The sequence below is a fragment of the Kribbella sp. CCNWLW201 genome, from assembly GCF_037203805.1.
GTDB lineage: Bacteria > Actinomycetota > Actinomycetes > Propionibacteriales > Kribbellaceae > Kribbella.
This window is the reverse complement of the sequence record NZ_JBBCBQ010000016.1, coordinates 95158-113013: the sequence shown is the minus strand read 5'-3', so window position 1 is coordinate 113013 and position 17856 is coordinate 95158. Positions and strand designations below refer to the sequence as shown.

At 66.4% G+C, this 17856-nt stretch carries 15 protein-coding genes; 5 read left to right on the top strand and 10 right to left on the bottom strand.

What is annotated here, in order from left to right; genetic code table 11:
• Window positions 1–4: 4 nt before the first annotated feature.
• The 4 genes from V9K99_RS40425 to V9K99_RS40410 all read right to left on the bottom strand — a co-directional run bounded on the left by V9K99_RS40425 (window position 5) and on the right by V9K99_RS40410 (window position 4263).
• Window positions 5–886 carry a carbohydrate ABC transporter permease gene (locus tag V9K99_RS40425; protein ID WP_337007961.1) on the bottom strand — a complete coding sequence of 294 codons (882 nt, stop codon included), beginning with the start codon at window positions 884–886 and terminating at the stop codon, window positions 5–7.
• Window positions 883–1827 carry a carbohydrate ABC transporter permease gene (locus V9K99_RS40420; protein WP_337007959.1) on the bottom strand — a complete coding sequence of 315 codons (945 nt, stop codon included), beginning with the start codon at window positions 1825–1827 and terminating at the stop codon, window positions 883–885. Before V9K99_RS40420 ends, V9K99_RS40425 begins: the two co-directional genes overlap by 4 nt.
• Window positions 1824–3215 carry an ABC transporter substrate-binding protein gene (locus tag V9K99_RS40415; RefSeq protein ID WP_337007957.1) on the bottom strand — a complete coding sequence of 464 codons (1392 nt, stop codon included), beginning with the start codon at window positions 3213–3215 and terminating at the stop codon, window positions 1824–1826. Before V9K99_RS40415 ends, V9K99_RS40420 begins: the two co-directional genes overlap by 4 nt.
• Before the next feature lie 61 nt (window positions 3216–3276).
• The gene (locus V9K99_RS40410) at window positions 3277–4263 is read right to left on the bottom strand and encodes a LacI family DNA-binding transcriptional regulator (RefSeq protein WP_337007955.1); all 987 of its coding nucleotides are present in this window, start codon (window positions 4261–4263) and stop codon (window positions 3277–3279) included.
• A 177-nt stretch (window positions 4264–4440) separates the two neighbouring features.
• Here V9K99_RS40410 and V9K99_RS40405 point away from each other — a divergent pair, with 177 nt between their 5' ends.
• The 4 genes from V9K99_RS40405 (at window position 4441) to V9K99_RS40390 (ending at window position 10146) form a co-directional block, all read left to right on the top strand.
• Window positions 4441–5580, top strand: coding sequence for a mandelate racemase/muconate lactonizing enzyme family protein (locus V9K99_RS40405; RefSeq protein ID WP_337007953.1), 1140 nt, complete (start codon window positions 4441–4443; stop codon window positions 5578–5580).
• 96 nt (window positions 5581–5676) lie between these two features.
• Window positions 5677–7914: a sulfatase-like hydrolase/transferase gene (locus V9K99_RS40400; RefSeq protein WP_337007951.1), complete on the top strand. Its 2238-nt coding sequence runs from the start codon at window positions 5677–5679 to the stop codon at window positions 7912–7914.
• Between the two features lie 81 nt (window positions 7915–7995).
• A complete protein-coding gene (locus tag V9K99_RS40395; protein WP_337007949.1) occupies window positions 7996–8859 on the top strand; it encodes an SAM-dependent methyltransferase in 864 nt (287 codons plus the stop codon).
• A 216-nt stretch (window positions 8860–9075) separates the two neighbouring features.
• Window positions 9076–10146: a hypothetical protein gene (locus V9K99_RS40390; RefSeq protein ID WP_337007947.1), complete on the top strand. Its 1071-nt coding sequence runs from the start codon at window positions 9076–9078 to the stop codon at window positions 10144–10146.
• A 54-nt stretch (window positions 10147–10200) separates the two neighbouring features.
• On the opposite strand, the gene V9K99_RS40385 is transcribed toward V9K99_RS40390, so the two are convergent.
• Together V9K99_RS40385 and V9K99_RS40380 are read right to left on the bottom strand one after the other, a co-directional pair.
• Window positions 10201–11376: an erythromycin esterase family protein gene (locus V9K99_RS40385; protein ID WP_337007945.1), complete on the bottom strand. Its 1176-nt coding sequence runs from the start codon at window positions 11374–11376 to the stop codon at window positions 10201–10203.
• A 232-nt stretch (window positions 11377–11608) separates the two neighbouring features.
• Window positions 11609–12013 (bottom strand): hypothetical protein, encoded by a 405-nt coding sequence (locus tag V9K99_RS40380; RefSeq protein ID WP_337007943.1) that lies wholly within the window; start codon window positions 12011–12013, stop codon window positions 11609–11611.
• A 538-nt stretch (window positions 12014–12551) separates the two neighbouring features.
• Here V9K99_RS40380 and V9K99_RS40375 point away from each other — a divergent pair.
• The gene (locus tag V9K99_RS40375) at window positions 12552–12980 is read left to right on the top strand and encodes a hypothetical protein (protein ID WP_337007941.1); all 429 of its coding nucleotides are present in this window, start codon (window positions 12552–12554) and stop codon (window positions 12978–12980) included.
• Between the two features lie 57 nt (window positions 12981–13037).
• Here the strand turns inward: V9K99_RS40375 and V9K99_RS40370 are convergent, their stop codons facing one another.
• The 4 genes from V9K99_RS40370 to V9K99_RS40355 form a co-directional block, all read right to left on the bottom strand.
• Window positions 13038–13919 (bottom strand): hypothetical protein, encoded by an 882-nt coding sequence (locus V9K99_RS40370; RefSeq protein ID WP_337007939.1) that lies wholly within the window; start codon window positions 13917–13919, stop codon window positions 13038–13040.
• 177 nt (window positions 13920–14096) lie between these two features.
• Window positions 14097–14924, bottom strand: a complete 828-nt coding sequence (locus tag V9K99_RS40365; protein ID WP_337007937.1) for a hypothetical protein — start codon at window positions 14922–14924, stop codon at window positions 14097–14099.
• 405 nt (window positions 14925–15329) lie between these two features.
• A complete protein-coding gene (locus V9K99_RS40360; RefSeq protein WP_337007935.1) occupies window positions 15330–16538 on the bottom strand; it encodes an acyl-CoA dehydrogenase family protein in 1209 nt (402 codons plus the stop codon).
• Window positions 16538–17839, bottom strand: coding sequence for an acyl-CoA dehydrogenase family protein (locus tag V9K99_RS40355; protein WP_337007933.1), 1302 nt, complete (start codon window positions 17837–17839; stop codon window positions 16538–16540). Before V9K99_RS40355 ends, V9K99_RS40360 begins: the two co-directional genes overlap by 1 nt.
• Window positions 17840–17856: the final 17 nt, after the last annotated feature.

Here is a 17856-nt window from a genome sequence, read left to right as displayed (position 1 = left end):
GGGGTCAGCCCTTCACGCCGGTGAAGCCGAGACCGGCGACGACGTAGCGCTGCAGAACGAGGAAGACGAGCACCGGCGGGGCCAGCGCCATCGCCATCGCGGCGATCAACTCGTCCAGCGGAGCGGAGTCGACCAGGTTCACCAACGCGACGCTGATCGGTTGCAGAGTGGGATCGGAGATCACCACCAACGGCCAGATGAACTCTTTCCAGGAGTGCATGATCGACAGCAGGCTGATGACCGCGATCACCGGCCGGCTCATCGGCAACACGATCCGGGTGAGCAGCTGCCACGTACTCGCGCCGTCCACTTTCGCCGCGTCGTACAGCTCCTGCGGCAGCGCTTCGAAGAAGCGCGTGGCCAGCAGGACGTTGAAGGCGTTCGCGCCGGCTGGCAGCCAGATCGCCCAGTAGGTGTCGAGCAGGTTGATGTGCAACAGCGGGACGTCCAGCACGGTGAGGAACAGGCTCACCAGCGACACGGTGTACGGCACGAACATGGTGGCGAGGATGGCGCCGTACACATAGCGGCCGATCCTTGGACGGATCACCGCGAACGCGAAGCCGGCCGTCATCGCCACGATCAGCTGGACCGCCCACGAGCCGATCACGACCTGCACGGTGTTGGCCAGGTAGCGGCCGACGCCGAGCTCGGTGAACGCTCGGGCGAAGTTGCCCCACTCAGGATCCGCGGGCCAGAGCCGGAGCGGGTGTGCGACGAGCTCGGCGGGTGGTGTCACCGCACCCTTGACGGTCCAGTACAGCGGCCCGACACCGATCACCAGTAGGGCCAGCAGCGTCAGTAGCTGGACCGTCCGCAGCGCGAAGGCGGTCCCGGGCCGGCGCAGATCGTTGCTCGACGCAAACGTCGTCATCGGCTCGCTCACGTGGTGCTCCAGCTTCTGGTCAGGCGGAGATAGCCGGCCGACAACACGGCCAGGACGAGGGCGAGCAGCACCGACAAGGCGGCGGCCTGTCCGTACTCGCCTTCCTGGAACGCGTACCGGAAGATCAGCAGCAGCACGGTCACGGTGGCGTTGTCCGGACCGCCCTGGGTGAAGATGTACGGCTCGGTGAAGACCTGAATCGTGCCGATCAGCTGCAACAGCAGGAGCAACCCGATCACCGGCCGCAGCTGTGGCAGCAGTACGTGCCAGATCCGCCGCCAGATCCCCGCGCCGTCACTCTCGGCGGCTTCGTACAGCTCCGCGGGTACGCCGGTCATCGCGGCCAGGTAGATGAGTGCGGCTCCGCCCATCCCGGCCCACGTTGCCTCCAGCACCAGGCTCAGCATCGCCGTCTGCGACGACTGCAGCCACGGGTACGGCCCGAGTCCGACGAGGCCGAGGAGCTGGTTGAACAGGCCGGTGCCCGGATCGTAGAACCACTTCCACAGCAGGATCGCGACCACCGGCGGAACCACGACCGGGAGGTACACGACTACCCGGAAGACCGCGCCACCACGCCGTACTGTCGACATGATCGCGGCGAGCACGATCGGTGCCGGGAAGCCGATCAGCAGACCCAGTCCGACGAACAGCAGGGTGTTCCATAGCGCCGTACCCACCAGTGGGTCCGACAGCACGGCCTGGAAGTTCTGCAGTCCGACCCAGACCGCGGGATCGACCAGATTCGTTTGCTGGAAGGAGATCAGCAGCCCGCGCAGGATCGGCCACCACGAGAACAGCCCGAAGATCACCAGCGCCGGGGTGAGGAACACCAGGCCGAGGAATTCGCGGCGGAGGCCGGCGCCGCGGCGGGACCTCGCCGCGGCCGGCCGGGCCGGGGCGGTGTTCCGCCGCGGGGGCGGCGCCAGGACTGTGGTCACTTCTGCTCCGCGGCCAGCAGCTTCTCAGCGTCCGCGTCCGCCTTGGCCAGCAGAGCGTCGATGTCGGCTTCGCGTTTGGTCAGCACGGACTGCACGACCGGGTCGAGCAGGGTGTAGAGCTTCTGCGCGGCGACCGGCGGCTCGGGTCGCAGCTCCAGCTTCGGCGTCCCGTCCAGCCACGGCCGGAAGTGCTCGAGTTCGACGTTCACGTAGGGCTTGATCGCGGTGTTGATCTTGTCCTGCTGGGCCGTCGTGAACAGCGGCAGCGTCGGTACGCCGACCGCGGCCTCGGGATCCTTGGCCAACTCCTTCGCACGCTCGGCCGCGATCTGCGGGTTGTACTGCGCCTCGGCCTGGGCGAACAGCAGCCACTTCACCGCCGCCTCCATCTTCTCCTTCGGCACCGACGCGGGGACCATGAACACCTCGGCACCACCGAGCGTCGCCCGGCCACCCGCCTGCGGCAGCGCGGTGATGCCGTAGTCGCCGGTGTTCTTCATCCCGAACTTGGTCTTGGCCAGCCGGTACGTTCCCGGCGTACCCATGAACATCCCGATCTGCCCGGCGGCGAACTGCTTGACCACGTCGTCCTGGTCCATCAGCTGGTTCTGGCCCATCGAGTTGTCCGTCCAGCGCATCTCCTTGATCAGCTGGAGTGCCTTCTTCGTCGGCTCTTCGTTGACCGCGGCAACGTACTTGCCGCCCTGCTCGGTCTCCATCGAGCCGCCGTGGGTGTAGGTGAGCATGGTCAGCTGCCAGCCACCGGTGTTGCCCTTCGACTCATGGACGAACCCCGCCTTGCCGGTCTTCGCGCTGACCTGCCGGGCGGCCGCGCGGACCTCATCCCACGTCGCCGGCGGCTTGTCCGGATCCAGCCCGGCCTGGGTGAACAGCTTGCGGTTGTAGACGAGGCCCTGCGCGAACGGCGCCTGCGGGATGCCGTACACCTGCCCGGCGCTGTCACTCAGCGGCTGGAGCACCTGCGGGTTGAACTCCTGGTAGTGGTTCCACTGCTTCAGCGCATCGGTGATCGGCTGCACGTGCTTGCGGGCGATCAGGCCCTGCGGCTCGGTCAGCGGCACCTGGATGATGTCCTCGATGGTCTTCCCGGCCAGCTTCGCGGAGAACGTCAGCGGATCCCACCTGTTCTCGGTGCCCTCGATCGTGATGCCCGGGTTCTTCGCCTCGAAGTCGCTCACCAGTCGCTCGAACTGCGCCAGCGCAGCGCTGTCCGTCGGGGCGGGCCTGCCCTGCACCCGCAGCACGATGTCCGCTCCGGCGCCACCTTCGTCGTTCGTGGTCGGGGTGAGCCCTGAGCACCCGGTCAGCGCGAGACCGATCGCAACCACCAGAATCCGGGCAGCACGAACACGCATCGTTGTAGCCATGTGTTTCTCCATGAAGGATCGGTACGACGACCGGACGCAGCCGGCTCGCCGTACGCCTGAGTCAGGCGCCGTGTGGCGCGGGACCGGTCGAGGCGCGCGGAATCAGCCGCGACCCGACCTCGACGAACGTCGCGTCCGGCCCGGAGACGTTGCCGTTGATGGCCTCGACGATCAGGTCGGCGGCCTGGGTGGCCACCGCCTGTGGTGAGATCCGGATCGTGGTGAGGGCCGGGATCGACGTACTCGCCAGCAACGTGTCGTCGATACCGATCACGCTGATCTGCCCCGGCACCGCGATGCCGGCTCCTGCGAGTTGGTGCAGCAATCCGACCGCGACCAGGTCGTTGTGCGCGAGGATCGCGGTCGCACCGTTCGCGACCGCCAGGGTCGCGGCGTGCAGACCGGTCTCGAACCGCGGTTCGTACGGCCCGAGCTCCACCATCGCGAGCCCGTGGGCGTCGAACGTTTCTCTTATCGACTTGCCCCGGGAATGTTCGGGCCGGGAGCAGTTGACGAACACGCAACTGGTGTGACCGAGCGCCCGCAGGTGCTCGGCCGCCTGACTGATGCCTGGCGTGAGGGACACGTGCAGCTCGGGGATGCCCGGCACGTGGCGATTCACCAGCAGCAGCGGAACCTCGGCGGCCAGGTCCAGCAGGCGGCCGTCGGACAGGGTCGATGCCCACAGCACCAGACCGTCGACCTTCTTCACGATCGCGTCGATCGTGACGAGTTCGTCGGATTCGCGCTCGTCACAGTCGGCCACCAGCAGCGTGTGGCCGTGGTGGCGGGCCCTGGCCTGCATCGCTTTGACGATCGGCGGGAAGAACGGGTTCGCGATGTCCGGGATCACCAGGCCGAGCGACTCGGTCCGGCCGCTGCGCAGCGTCCGGGCCGCGGGATCCGGCCTGTACCCGAGCTTGTCGGCGGCGTCGAGCACCCGCCGCCGGGTCGCCTCCTGCACCTGGTCCGGCGCGGTGAACACCCGCGAGACCGTGGACGGCGACACACCCGCTGCCTTCGCCACATCCCTGACCGTCGAGGCCATCGCGGTTCTCCCTTCCGTCGACCCGGCTGGTGCTGACCTGGCCTCCGTTGACCTGGCTGAAACATGCTTGCAATCGATCCTGCAACATGTCAACAGGTCGGCCTAGCATTCCTTGGCCCGCCCTGGAATGCTCGTCCTACATCGGATGACAACGTTCCTGAAACAAAGGTGAGACAGATGAAGATCACCGGCTGGGAAGTACTCACGCTCCCCGACCGCGGCGACGCGATGATGCTGGTCGTGGTCGATACCGACGAGGGCATCCACGGCATCGGCGAGGTGGGCATCCGCTCTCGGCAACGCGCCGTCGCAGGCGGCGTCGACCACCTGGGCGCGCTGATCACCGGCGAGGATCCGATGCGGGTGGAGCACCTCTGGCAGGTGATGTTCCGCAGCGGCTTCTACCCCGCGGACCGCATCCTCAGCTCGGCGATCGCCGCCATCGACGTCGCGTTGTGGGACATCCGCGGCAAGGCCCTCGGCGTCCCGGTCCACCAGCTTCTGGGCGGACCGGTACGTGACTACGTCCCCTGCTACGTCCACGTCGGCGACGGGATGGCCGACCGGCCCAGGTTCCTCGAGCGCTGCCGCTCCCTGGTCGCCGAGGGCTGGCATCACCTGCGGTTCTCGGTTCCGCACGATGACGCCGTACTGGACGAACGGCGCACTCTTCGCGAGGCGATCCACTTGTTCCACCAGGTGCGCGAGGTGGTCGGTGAGGACATCGAGCTGATTCTCGACGTCCACACCCGTCTCGACCCGCCCGAGGCGCTGACCCTGTGCCGCGAGATCGAATCGGCCCGGCCCTACTTCGTCGAAGACGCGATCCGGGCCGAGCATCCCGACGCATACCGGTCGCTTCGCGCGCGGACCGGCGTACCTCTGGCTGCTGGTGAGCAGTTCGCATCCAAGTGGGAGTTCGCGCGGCTGCTCGAGCACGATCTGATCGACTACGCCCGGGTCGACGTGGCGATCGCCGGCGGTATCACGGAGGCGCGCAAGATCGCGGCCACTTGCGAGACCCACTACATCAAGCTGGCCACTCACAACCCGCTCGGACCGGTGACCGCCGCCTCGTCGCTGCACCTCAATCTCGCGACTCCGATCGCCGCCATCCAGGAGCACCAGTCCGAGCCGGCACCAGAACTCGCGACCCTGTTCACCACCCGCCCGGCCGTCGTACCCGGTCGAGTCCTGAGCTCGGACTTGCCGGGGCTAGGGGTCGACATCGACCGCGAACGCGCCCGCGCCGCCCACGCGGAGGCCCGCGAACTCCCCCACCTGCACCGCCCCGACGGCTCCTTCACCAACTGGTGACCAGCCGCCGCGATGACTTGACAGCGGCAGTCCGCGGAGAAATCCTGGGCTTCTGTCGCTGCTAAGTGCACTGGTCAGACCAGTAGCTGGAGGATCATGAATGAGAGCCAGCGGTTCCAGGGCCGGATCGGCCTGACCCAGCTGGATTCCGAGCCGCACTGGGCGCCGGTCCGGACGCCGGGAGCCTCGGCGCCGAACGTCGTCTACGTGGTCCTCGACGACGTCGGGTTCGCCGATCTCGGCTGCTTCGGCTCGGAGATCGACACCCCGACGATCGACGGTCTCGCCGCCGAGGGGCTGCGCTACGTCAACTTCCACGCGACGCCGTTGTGCTCGCCGACCCGGGCCTCCCTGCTGACCGGGCGGAACCACCACTCGGTCGGGATGCGCCTGCTGTCCAACCTGGACACCGGCTACCCGAACGGGCGCGGCTACGTCACGAAGTCCGCCGCGACTCTGGCCGAGATGCTGGTCGACACCGGCTACAACACGATGTGCGTCGGGAAGTGGCACCTGGCCCCGACCGAGCACACGACCGCGTCCGGTCCGTACGACCAGTGGCCGCTCGGCCGCGGCTTCGAGCGGTACTACGGCTTCCTCGAGGCAGAGACCGACTGCTTCTATCCCGAGCTCTACGCGGACAACCACGCGATCGAGGCGCCGGCGCGGCCGGAGGACGGCTACCACCTGACCACCGATCTGGTCGACCAGGCGATCTCCTTCGTCCGGGCCCAGACCTCGGTGACGCCGGACAAGCCGTTCTTCCTTCATCTCGCCTTCGCCGCCGCACACGCGCCGCATCAGGCTCCGCAGGAGTACCTCGACAAGTACCGCGGTCGCTACGACGAGGGCTGGGACGTCATCCGCGAGGCACGGTTCGCACGGCAGAAGGAACTCGGTGTCATCCCGCCCGAGACCCGGTTACCACCGCGCAACGACGGAGTCGAGCCGTGGGCGGAGCTCACCGCCGACGAGCGCCGGCTGTTCGCTCGCCTGCAGGAGGCGTACGCCGCGATGCTCGACCACACCGACGCCCAGTTGCGGCGGTTCGTCGATGCCCTGGCCGCGCTTGGCCGACTCGACAACACGATGATCGTGCTGATGTCCGACAACGGCGCCAGTCAGGAGGGCGGCCGGCGGGGATCGCTCAACCCGGCAGCCTTCCAGAATGGCATCGAGCCGGACTTCGCCTGGAACCTGGAGCACCTCGACGAGATCGGCGGACCACGCGGTCACTCGAACTACCCGTGGGGCTGGGCACAGGCAGGCAACACACCGTTCCGCCGCTACAAGCAGAACACTCACGAGGGCGGCGTACGCGTGCCGCTGATCGTGCGGCACCCCGGCGCGATCACCGACTCCGGTGCGATCCGCTCACAGTTCCATCACGTCACCGACATCACGCCGACTGTGCTCGATGTCGTCGGTGTGGAGGCGCCGGAGGTCTACCGGGGTGTGCCGCAGCTCCCCCTGCACGGCACGCCGCTGACCTACACCTTCGACGACGCCGCGGCGCCGACCCGACATCGCACGCAGTACTTCGAGATGTTCGGTCATCGCGCCATCTGGCACGACGGGTGGAAAGCCGTCGCCTTCCATCAACGCGGCACGGAGTACGCCGACGACCGGTGGGAACTGTTCGACACCACGACCGACTGGTCGGAGTGTGACGACGTCGCCGAGCGCTATCCGGAGAAGCTCGCCGAGCTCCAGCAACGGTTCTGGGCCGAGGCCGGCAAGTACGACGTCCTGCCGCTCGACGACCGTGGCTTCGCCGTACGCGCCAAGGTGCCCAGGCCGGGATCGGTCCGCGCTCGACGGCAGTTCGTGTACTACCGCGGGATGCCGCACCTGCCGGCCGCCGCTTGCCCACCGACGATGAACCGCTCGCACCGCATCACTGCCTTCGTCGAGCGAACCGCGTCGGATGGCGACGGAGTGCTGGTCGCCCTCGGCGGCGTAGCCACCGGGTTCTCCCTGTTCATCAAGGACGGCTGTCTGGTGTTCGACCACAACTACCTCGGTCAGCACACGGTCATCCGCTCCTCGTCGCCCATTCCAGTTGGTACGACGGAGCTCGCGGTTGACGTCGAGGAGACCGGCGACTGCACCGCCGCCGTACGGCTGATGGTGGGTGCGGACGAGGTGGCCGCCGCGAAGCTCGACGCCGTACTGCCGAACTTCCATGGCTGGGAGGGTCTGGACGTCGGCCAGGACGGTGCGTCTCCGGTCTCATCCGAGTACGACGACACCTTCCCGTACCAGGGTTACCTCGACCGCGTCGTCATCGAACTCGAGGACGACGACGTGCCCCTGTTCGAAACCGTCGATTGATCCCTTGCGCGACAGTGCTCGTCGATCGCTGGCCGAGTATCTTGTATTGTCACAGTCTGCCAACGGCAGCCACTCTGTGCGATGCCCACCGCGCTGCGCCGGCCGGCGTCGTACGACGATATGACCGAGGAGCTCGCGCCTATGCCCGACGACTTCAGCCCAGTGATCCGGACGGACATTCCGCACTCGGCGCGGATCTGGAATTACTGGATGGGAGGGAAGGACAACTTCGAGATCGACCGCGTCGTGGGCGACGCCGGCGCGGAAGTCGATCCGGACATCAAGACGATGGCGGTGGAATCCCGGCAGTTCCTGGTGCGCTCGGTGCGCCACCTGGCCGCCGAGGAGGGCATCCGCCAGTTCCTCGACATCGGCACGGGCCTGCCGACGATGCAGAACACCCATGAGGTCGCCCAGAGCGTGGCGCCGGACGCGAAGATCGTCTACGTCGACAACGACCCGATGGTGCTCGCGCACGCCCGCGCGTTGCTGGTGAACACCACGCCCGAGGGCGTGACCACCTACGTCGACTGTGACTACCACAAGCCTGAGCAGATCATCGCCGATGCCCGGAACGTGCTGAACTTCAGTCAGCCGATCGGCGTCATGTTCATGGGTGTGCTCGGCCACGCTCAGACCTATGAGGACCTGCGCCGCATCGTGTCTACGGTGATGGACGCGGTCCCGTCGGGGAGCTACCTGACGATGTGGGACGGCACGATCGACAGCCAGGCCTACGTCGACCTCTGCGAGGGCTACGCCAAGACCGGTGGTGTTCCCTACATTCCCCGGCCGCGGGAGGAGATCCGCGCGGTGTTCGATGGGCTGGAGATGCTGCCGCCTGGCTTCGTCTCGATCACGCAGTGGTGGGCGCACGAAGACGACGCCGACCTGAGCGAAGCAGAGCCGATCTCCGCCTATGGTGCGGTCGCCCGAAAGGCATAACTGACGCTCGTCATGACGTGCCCGGCTGGAGTACCAGCCGGGCACGTGCTGCGCTCAGCGGATAGATGCACGCTGAGCCGCCGAAGTTGCGGCCGGCAGCGAATTGTTCGGCGATCGTTGTCGCAGTGGCGGCCTTTCGATGTTCGCCAATAAATAAAGGGCTTTTCGTGCTTCGGGGAGCTAGGCAGCGACGGTTTCGGCTGCCATTCTGCGGACATGAGCGCTGGGGGTTTCAGGGTGAAGGCATTGGTCGCAGCGGTTTCGTTGGTGTTCGCGGCGGTGATGGCACCCGCCGCGTCCGCCGTACCGGAGAAGGCGAGTTCGCCAGATCCGAATCTGACCGTCAGTGCGGTCACCCTCGGACGTACGTCGGTCGCCGTCTCCGGGCTGAACACCGTGGCGGTGCCAGTCACTGTGACCGCCAAGTACGCCACGACTGAGCCGTACACCATCTATCTCAACGTGTTCCTGGATCGCACCGGCGGCACCGGGCCGGCCAGGTACATGGTCGCGGCCCTCCTGAAGCTGGCGTCGGGAACGATCCAGGACGGCGTCTGGAAGGGCTACCTGTACGTACCGTCGACGGCGAACGGGACGTTCAAGGTCTCCGGCGTGATGCAGGGCCAGACCATCGACGGCTCCGACGGCAGCACGACGAGCCCGACTCCCTTCGCCGGTCCGAGCATCTCCGTCACCGGCTACCACCTGCCGAAGATCGGCGTCTCGATCATCCCGAAGATCGTGCCGTTCGGTACGGCGTACACGGCCCGCGTCGCGATCACCGACTCCGCGACCGGCAAGCCGTACGGCAGCCGGATCAACGTCCAGATCACCTGGGACAACCTCTGCGTCGAGTACGACGGAGACCGCTACTTCACCAACACCTCCGGCGTCGTCGACCGGCCGTATCCGGCCGCCGCCGGGGACGCCTTGAACTGCGTCCGGTTGCGAGGTCGTGCGTTCGACACCGCAGCGCTCGGCTGGTGGGTCGCCCGGCCGGGGATCGTCGGCGCGACGCCGTCCAAGACGAGCGTCCCGGTCGGCACGATCGTCCCGGTCAACGGCACGGTGGCGGGCGCTCCCTCCAACTGCCCAGTGATCCTGCAGCGCCTGTCCGGTTCGACGGTCTGGCGCGGAGTGAGCCAAGACGTCGTCCGGCAGAGCGGGCGATTCACAGTCCTTGCCCAGCCGCCGTACGCCGGCAACATCATCTACCGCGTGTACTTCCCACGCTGCTCCCGCTTCCAGCCCGGCTACAGCAAGAACTTCGTGATCCGGGGAACCTGATGAGGAGACTGGGGGCGGGACTCACCACTGCCTTCACCTTCCGCGGCTACTGACCTAGGCGTCCTTGACGAACAGGATCCCGTTGTTGCTGGCCAGGTGTGCAGGGTCCAGCGGGGAGTAGCCGTACCACGGGGAAACGCGGGGAACGGGTGTCACGTCCGCCAATCGGCGGGCGTCGACGAGGTACCGGTCCTCCGGGAGTGCGTACAGGAGTCCTTCGATGGTGTCCGGAGGCGGGGTGTCCACTCCCTGGTGGCGGATCGTGCCGAGGGCCGTGGCGAGGACGGCGTACTCATCTCCCAACTGAGCACTCACGATCGCGCCGGCGCTCCACCATTCCGACAGCAGGCCGCCCATCCGCATCGTGCTCTTGTCCCGTTGCAGATGGCCGTTGTGGGCACTCACCAACGTCGGACCCCGTTCGGCGAGGGCGAGCAGGTTGGCCGCCATCATTGCGTCCCGTACGCCGAGCAGCCACGCCATCCGGCCCGGCGACGTATCGGCCATCCAGTAGTGATAACGCAGCAGACCGGTGGCGGTTCGCCCATAGAGGCGTGCGCGGTCCCAGGCGTCCGGCTCAGACACCAGCTGTGGCATCTGCGCGTCGAGCAGCGCCACCAGATCATCGGCGAGCAGCCGCAGCTCTTTGGCCTCTGGCGTCCGGCCAACAGACTGGGACGGGTCTCGCATCGCGGCGGGGTCCATCCATTGGTCGTCGTCGCCGAGCAGGCGGTCGAGCGTTTCCGCCGTACAGGGAAGCAAGTCGGCGTCCACCCGAGCAGTGAGGTAGCCGTGCAGCGCGGTGAGCGCCTCCCGCGGACTCGCGGCGCCGGTGATCTCCAGCGGACCATCGAATCCGGCGAAACGCACGTGCTCGGATGCAGGCCGCCCGTCGTTGTACGCCCGCATCCAGCGCACCAACTCACGATTCCCCGCGAAGCCACCCCACTCATGACTGAACCCGCGCTCCATCACGTCATCGAGAACACCATTGCCCGAGGCAACGTACTCGTCCACCACCCGCCCCATCAGGCAATCACTCTCGATCGCAATCGTCCGATACCCCTCCCGCTCGACAAGCTCCCGAAACAGCTCGTTCCGCACCTCCAGCAGAACGCCGTCCCCATGAGTCGGCTCCCCCACCCCGAGCAACCGCGGCCTACCCGCCACCAAGCCCACCACACCAGCAGCACCGACAACCTGAACGACCTCTGCGATCCCAACGCTCATACCCTCAACAGTATCGTTGAACTGTCGAATGCAGACTTCTCGTCAGATCTCAGCGAACTGCAAGCCAAAACCTTCAAATCAACGGGCAACCCATCAGCTGAACTCATCCCCAGCGGGCGAAACTCCGAAGCGACTGCGAGCCAGTCCCGATCCGGGCAGACTGTGGTCCAAGCCGGGTCCCCAGAGCCGGACGTGCCCCGGCGCTGCGGATCTGCGCCGGGGCTCGCTCAGGTCAGCCGCTGATGGTGCGGTAGGCGCAGTCGCGGATCGGACCATCGTTGGAGTAGTCCTTGCGGCAGATGGTCAGCCGGACGTCGGCCTGCTCCCGGATGATGTCGACGTTGTTGCCGCTGCAGTCCTTGCCGTCACCGTCACCGTCCCCGGTCCCGTCCTTGTCCGCGACCCACGCGAAGTGACTCCAGCTGCCATCAGCCTGCTTGACCGAAATCCGGCCGATCGCACTCATATAGTCCCCGGCGTCATCACACACCGTGTACGAGTCGCCGTCGTCGTTGAAGGTGAGGTGCCCGTACCCATTGCTCACCTCCGGAAGCGCCGCCGAAGCCACCGGCGCCGCAACCCACATCACGCCGGCCACCATCCCAGCCCCCACCGCCGCCACCTTGAGTCCACGCATAACTCTCTCCCTCATCCCAGCCGAGCCCTTGCCAACCCGGTCCCAACACACCCTCGTGCCACCCCCTCCCCCTGACGAATCCCTTGCAGGAACCTGCAAAACCACCAGTACGACGCCCCCGTCAGCGCCGGCGCCGCCGCGAAAGATGTCGAAAGGATCTGCACTCATGCAGGCGCCGTCGGTCAGGCAGTCGACTGTAACGACGGTGGTCGCCACCCGATGATCCATGAGACATGGCTGTGCAAACAGCTGACGCTCGCACAGCCTGGGGGTGGGTTCGTGCTCACGACGGTCACCGCTACCGTCCTCTGCGGTTCAGCAGGCAGCCTTCGCGAGGTACTGCGCCTGTTCGTCGACTACCAGCCGACAAGTCAACGGATGCGAGGTCGTCGTACGTGGCAACGATCAGGGGAGTCGAATGACCGTCGCGCGCAGATTGCGCCATCATGCAGCCAACCGCCACCGTCCGCCGGAGGTCCAACTCCTATCGGCTGGTCAAGACCCCACGAGGACCGGCGATCAGGACTCGGACGCGCCGATGTCCGAGGGTTCCTCCAGTGCGCTGAACACGGATCATCGAGTCGACCAGGCGGCGGTGCTCGGCGCGACGTTGGCCGCAACGGTTAGCATCTCCGCCGCCGACGGGCCGTGGGAGCCGATGGAGTCTGTTGTCGGCGCGGTACTGATCTGCCTGGTGATCACCTACGTCGACGCCGAGTCTCTATCCGATGACAGGTATAGGCGTCGGCGCGTGGCGCTAGCCAGCGTGCTCGGAGTGTGCTGGTGCCTGGTGATCGCATGGCCGCTGCAACTCGCGCTATCCGGCCTTGGGCTCGGCCGGTGGACCGACTTCTTGTTGCCACTCCTCTGGATCGTGTTGGCATGGAGCCAGGTACGACGTATGCGACGCGGCCGGCCCCCATGGCCACGGAAGAGTTGGCTGATGGCATTGACACGCCGACTCTGACATTGCCAATCGCTCAACACGAGCAACGCCTGCTTGAGCGTTTGAGTCAGGGGCATGTCAGGCCGGTTGAGTGACTCCACTTTCGTCCTCATCCTGCGCGGCTGAGTCGGTGACATGTCCTTCCGAAGCGGATGCATCCGTGAACTCCTCGGCAGGCGGGGCGTCCGCGTCGCTCAAGGTCTGGTAGCGGGCTGCGGAGTACGCCACGGCGATTGAGAAGGCTCCGACGATCAGGGTCGCCACCACGGGGATGATGTCCGGCACTGAGGCTTCCGTAGTCGTCAGCGATATCAGAGCGGTCGTGCCAATCAGCGAGAGGAACGCGATATGCGCAGTTCCGCTAGCCAACCTGGTCACAAGCTTGTCTTGTTCAATCGATCGATTTCTGAAGCGGACCCGCAGACTTGCTCCGACGCCGGCGACCGTGGCGAGGGTGCCGAGCGAAACCCAATCGGCCCAAAGAAGCCTGGAGTCGGAGTCGTGCACCTGGACAAGATGGTCGCGAACACCACTCCACATCAGCAGCACCAGCAACGGCGGCAGCGTCACGACGGTCAGGTTCTTCAGTAGCCCAGTGGCGGCTTGGCCGAACCCGTGGTCCGCGAGCAGGACCAGGATCGAGTAGACCAGCATGATCCCGGCAATGCTGAAGCCCATTCCTGCTGTGGTCTGCACAGCGGCGACGCGATTGGTGCCTGCCGTTTCCCCTGCCACCAACGCGTAGTCCAAGCTTGAGGCCACCAGAGCAACAAAGGCACTGGTGAGTGGCGCAACACTGTGCCATCGGAACGACGTAGCTGTCCCGGAATCCCGCTTACTCGCCACCAAGGCGACTAACGCAGCGAACGAGAAGCCTGCCAGCACACCCGCAAGCTGCGAATAGAAGCCGGCAACTTCCGGAAGATCCGGCGCCGACGCGACGAGAACGCGCAATGCCATGCGATGACCTCTCCCCCGTGGCAATCCACCAGCGCCACCTTGCCCCATACATCGGCCCCGTACGCCGACTGTTACAGCGGCAAACTCGTTGGGTCTTGTGGGAAAGCAAACGCCCCACGGAGCAGGGTGGAGGTTGAGGTGCCGCCAAGCAGCCCGAAGCGCGGCGGACCTGAACTGTCAGCTCGACGGCACCGACGCAAACGTCCCTTGCAGGCGCCAGATCGTGTCGCGATGCTCGACGAACGCGCCACCAGCCTCCAGGCCTGTCTTGGCAACGAGAGCCTTGAGTTCGGCGTTCACGCCGTAGTCATCCGTTGAGCGCACGTCGATGACGAACGAATCCAAACCGGACTCCAGGCGCGCTTGGGCAACCTCCTGCCAAAGCGGCTCATGCGGGAGCCACACGAGGCCATCTGGAACGTGCGGAGATCGGGTCGGCTTCAACTTCATCGTCGCCAGAACAGTCCGCCCGCTAGTCGCCTTCCGGCCCGCGGAAGCACCTACGTCGACACTCGGAACGCCAGGCAGTGTGGGAATGGAAAGTCCTAGGTCGAGTCCCGAACTCTGATCCCAGCCCTCCACCCGTATGACATCTACGGTCAGCGCACCGAGGGAGCGGATCAGCCTCTGTGCTTCGGCGACTTTGTGCTCGAACAGGAACCGGTGGAAGTCAGCAACCGGAATGTAGGCAGGTGGATCGATCGGGTGGCCGATATAGACAACATTCTTGCGAGGGTGTCCGACGGGGAACCGCAGTGCCTCCGCATCCGACCAGGACACGGGCACAAGTTCTTCACCAGCCTCCTGCATCTTCCGCCGCGCCTCCACGATCAGTTGGACTGCAAGACCGGCTACTCCAGCGAAGCCGACGCCGACGAGGAATGACGATTTCACGGCGTCTAGCCAAGGCGACTTGCTGGTGGCAGCGGCGGCCGGCAACTTGTCCGTCACGACGATGATCCGGCGGTGGTCATAGGGCAACTTCAGCAACGCGCTTCCACTCATGCCTCTCCCCGTCTGCGACACTTCTGGGCGAGCTTCGGGCAGGCAACGCCCCGCACCACTCAGGCTCCCCCACTGCCTAGATCGCAGGACCAACACGTTCCGTTACAACTGCGCTGTTACCGATCACCGCTCCTGCTCGCTCTCGACTGTGCGTTCCCGCCGCCAGTGCCCGGCGGCCCGGTGCTGGCTACATCGCCCAGCGTGGAAACGTGTTACTGCACGCCGTGTTTCTCGTCTCTCGACGGTGTTTCGAGGACGCGACCAGCCTTGGCTGTCGGAACACCTGGCGGCGGCTCCGCGGGGGTTTCGAATAGCGCGCGACGATAGGAGCACGCGTGGTGTGGGCGGGTGGGAGCGATGGCGAGCTCGCGACGAAGGTGCGGGAGTAGCGGCGTGTGGGAAGGTTTACTTCAGCTCGGCGGAGGTCTTGCCCAACAGGCGGCGGGCGACGATTAGTTGTTGGATTTGTTGGGTGCCTTCGAAGATGTCCAGGATCTTGGAGTCTCTAGCCCATTTTTCTAGGAGGTGGTGTTCGGAGTAGCCGAGGGGGGCGGTTAGTTCTATGCAGCGGAGGGTTATGTCGTTGGCGGTGCGGCCGGCTTTGGCTTTGGCCATGGAGGCCTGGAGTGAGTTGGGTTGGCCGTTGTCGGCCATCCAGGCGGCTTGGAGGGTGAGGAGGTAGGCGGCTTCCCAATCGGATTCCATCTGGAGGTACGACGCTGCCGCCGCGGGCTGGAGGTGGACCGGGCGGTCGTAGTCGACTTCCACGCCGGCTTCGGCGAGCAGTTCCCGGGTGAGCTCCAACGAGGCGCGGGCCACGCCGACGGCCATGGCGGCGACCAGGGGTCGGGTGTTGTCGAAGGTCTGCATGACGCCCGCAAACCCTTTGTCCGTGTCGATTTCGGGCGAGCCCAGGAGGTTCTCGACGGGCACCCGGCAGTTCTCGAAGCGGATGGTGGCGGTGTCGGAAGCGCGGATGCCGAGCTTGTGCTCGAGCCGTTCGACCGTCATCCCGGGGGCGTCCTTCGGTACGACGAACGACTTGATCGCAGCGCGTCCCAGCGACTTGTCCAGCGTCGCCCACACCACGACCGCGTCGCAGCGGCCGCCCGCGGTGACGAAGATCTTCTCGCCGTCGAGGACGTAGTGATCGCCGTCCAGCCGCGCCGTCGTCTGGATGTTGGCAGAGTCGGATCCGCACCCGGGCTCGGTGATCGCCATCCCGGCCCAGACTCCGTCGAAGCGCCGCAACTGCTCGTCGGATGCCACCGACGCGATCGCGGAATTGCCCAGGCCCTGGCGCGGCATCGACAACAGCAGCCCGACGTCACCCCAGCACATCTCCATGACCGACAACGCCGAGGAGAGGTTCGATCCGTTCACGACCCCGTCCGAGGAGTCCGCAGTACGACGTACGCCGGAAGCGCCGGCGCCCGATCCGGTGCCCGAGGCACCTAATCCGTCGACCATCGCGGCGAGCATGTCCAGCTCGACCGGGTAGGCGTGCTCGGCCAGGTCGTACTTGCGCGAGTTCGGTCGCAGCATCTCGGCCGCGACCTGATGCGCCTGGTTGATGAACGCGCGGAACTTCCGTGGGGTCTCGAGGTTGATCATCAGACCAGCACCGCACCTTCCATCACGCCGATCGCCCGCAGGTCGCGGTACCACCGCTCCACCGGATGCTCCTTCACGAACCCGTGCCCGCCGAGCAACTGCACCCCGTCGGTCCCGATCTGCATGCCCTTGTCCGTGCACAACCGCCGCGCCAGTGCGACCTCGCGAGCGAACGGAAGCCCTCGCTCCGCACGCGATCCGGCCCGATAGGTGACGAGCCGCATCCCCTCCAGCTCGATCCCGATGTTGGCGACCATGAAGGCGACCGACTGCCGGTGACTGATCGGCTCGCCAAAGGCCACCCGAGAGTTCACGTACGGCGTCACGTAGTCGAGCACAGCCTTGGCCGTACCGAGCGACAACGCACACCACCCGAGCCGCGACAGCCGCACACACTCGGCGTAATCCTCAAATGTCCCCAACGGCACAGCCGGCACGTCCTCGAGGATGACCCGGCTCAGCGAGGCTGCCCGCAGTCCCATCGACGGCTCGGCCTCGATCGTCACGCCAGGATGACCGGACTCCACCAGGAACAACGCGGGACCGGAAGACTCCGACTGCGCCGCGATCACGAACAGCTCGGCCTCGGCGCCCCGCGGCACCAGCGACTTCACCCCGTTCAACCGCCCACGGGAGTACGTCGTCTGCAGCGTGAACGGATCGAACAGCGAACGCGGTTCGAGGATCGCCAACGCGGCCGCCGGTACCGACGAGCCGGTGAACGCGGGTAGGTACGTCGCCTGCTGTGTCTCGTCACCCCACAGCGAGATCGCCGTACTCACCGCCGCCGGGGCCAGGCACGCGACCGCCTGACCCAGGTCGCCGTGCGCCATCGCTTCACCCACGAGTACGCCGGTCATCGCGGAGCGCTCGGTGACGATGCCGCCGAGTTCCTCCGGTACTTCGATCAGGCTCAACCCGAGCTCGGCGGACTGCTCGAGCACCTTCGCATCAGTCGTGCATGCGGTGTCGGCACCGGACGCGGCGGGACGCAGTACCTCGGCGGCGAACTCGCGGACGACCTCGACCACCATCTGCTGGTCCTCGGTCGGCGTCAGGTCGAACCGCCCGGTCCCCTTCGCGGCCGGCAGCCGCGCGGGCTGGGTCAGCCGGGACGCGGCGGTGAAGCTCCGGGTCAGCGCGCCGGCCGTCCGGAATCCGGTCTTGGTCGCCTCGAACACCACCCGCTCGGTCTGCTTCCGCAACCCGAACCGGTCGATCGCCCGCGAGTTCGCCAGCCGGTTCAGCAACGCGACCCCGCGGCCGATGGCGTCTCGGCGGCTCTTCACCTGAAGGCTCATACCCGCCACTGTAAACC